The organism is Phormidesmis sp. 146-33, assembly GCF_052939515.1.
Genome location: NZ_JBJPHU010000259.1, coordinates 1 through 1,985, shown reverse-complemented (window position 1 = coordinate 1,985; position 1,985 = coordinate 1). Strand labels below are relative to the sequence as shown.

Below are 1,985 nucleotides of genomic sequence, written 5' to 3'. Positions count from 1 at the left end.
TTTCTACTGACACTGACTAGTTAATCGTACTACATCTACTTGAAAAATGCTGTATCAGGTCCACTAACGGCTGATCGCAATGTGCTTTACCGTTTTATTGCCAGTTATCAAAATACGGGCACTTTCCAAGATTTTGTAAACATTGAGCGAACTACTATCGCCCCTTCAATTAAATTTAGATTAAGTGATCAAACTGACCTAGACTTATACTATGACTATATTGGACCCACTGAAGATTCTCGACCTGTTCCAGCTTTCCGACTCAGTGATGGTAGATTACAACCTCGAAACCTTTATGTTGGGTATCCTGGACTCTCTGAACTCGGTGCTACTACAAACAGATTTGGCTATATCCTAAATCACAGATTTAACGATAATTGGCAAATTCGCAATAACATCGCTATATCTCTGAACAACATATACAGGGATAGGCGGTCTTCATTATTTTTGCCACCAGTAGATGATCGTGTTATACCAGGTTTCCGTGCCCCCGATCAGCAATACAGGTATGACAACTATTTTGGGCAAATTGATTTGTTAGGTAAATTTAATACTGGCTCAGTTTTACACCAAATTCTAGCAGGTTTTGATATTAACTACATCCATAGTCCGCTTACAGGATTTCGTAGTTCAACACCTGTACCCGATTTTGATATTCTCAATCCTAATTACAATATTCCATCTCTTGACTTTGTTCCTTGGCGCAAATTTGACTTGAAGACTTTAAGTTATGGAGTTTATCTTCAGGATCAAATGGCTTTAAGCGACAACCTGAAATTGCTAATAGGCGGTCGTTATGACTGGACAACGTATGATTTTCAGATACTAGACTTTGGCACAGCAGGAAATACAGTAGATGAACCAGTAGCGCGAGACAGCGCCTTTAGCCCTCGCATTGGTTTAGTCTATCAACCTAGCAAAGAAATCTCGCTCTACGCTAGCTACAGTCAGTCCTTTAAACCGACTAATGCGTTTAACCCTGGCGATGAGCCTCTCAAGCCTACCAGAGGAATTCAATACGAAGTAGGGGTTAAAACGGACTTTTTAGATGGTAAGCTCTCGGCGACATTAGCTGCATATCAGATCACGCAGTCAAACATCTTGACACCTAATCCTGACCCCGTATTAGCTGCGGAAGGTTTCTCCGTTCAAACCGGAAAAGCAAGAAGTCGAGGAATTGAGCTAGATATTGTTGGTGAAATACTGCCTGGTTGGAAAGTCATCGCTTCCTATGCTCATACCGATGCAAGAGTCACTCAAGATAATAGTATTCCTGTCGGCAACCGATTAGGCAATGTGCCACTAAATCAAGCAAGCCTTTGGACAACTTATGAAATTCAAGAAGGTAGCTTGAAAGGCTTAGGATTTGGCGCAGGACTATTTTATGTTGGTGAGCGACAAGGTGATTCAGCTAACTCGTTTCAATTGCGGGATTATCTACGAACCGATGCAGTCCTCTACTATAACCGAGATAGGTTTAGGGCGGCGATCAATGTTCGGAATCTCTTTGATTTAGATTATAGTGACTTTGCTAACGGTGATAGTTTAATTGAAAGAGGTAGACCATTTACTATCACTGGCTCTATCAGTTTGACTTTCTAACTAATACTATTAGCTAGAATTCAAGGGGTACAGTTAATCTGTAGTAAGTCCTATAGTACTTAAGGCATGGAAAAACTGCACCTGGTTGGCTGTATCCAGCAAATTCATGGTTGATAATCACAAGAGTTTGGTGATGAAAAATCTGAAATATCAATTCGCAAAGCCATTTTTTCTAATGGTTTTTTCTTTCTTTCTAATTACAGCTTGCTACCAACCTATTACCCAAAAAACCAATGCTTCGTTGACACCTACTTCTGAGTGTCGAATGATTCAGCATGTATTTGGTAAAACCTGTATTCCATTTGTACCACAGCGCATTGTTGCATTAAGGGCCTATCCGAAAACTTGAATTGCCCTGACGACAATACAAGCACAGGATAAGT

1 protein-coding gene is annotated in these 1,985 nt (G+C 40.4%); it reads left to right on the top strand.

Annotated features, from left to right (window positions below):
* Positions 1–39 precede the first annotated feature (39 nt).
* Entirely contained in the window at positions 40–1,602 is a 1,563-nt protein-coding gene (locus ACJ2PR_RS35745; protein WP_446871841.1) for a TonB-dependent siderophore receptor, read from the top strand.
* The last annotated feature ends 383 nt before the right edge of the window (positions 1,603–1,985 follow it).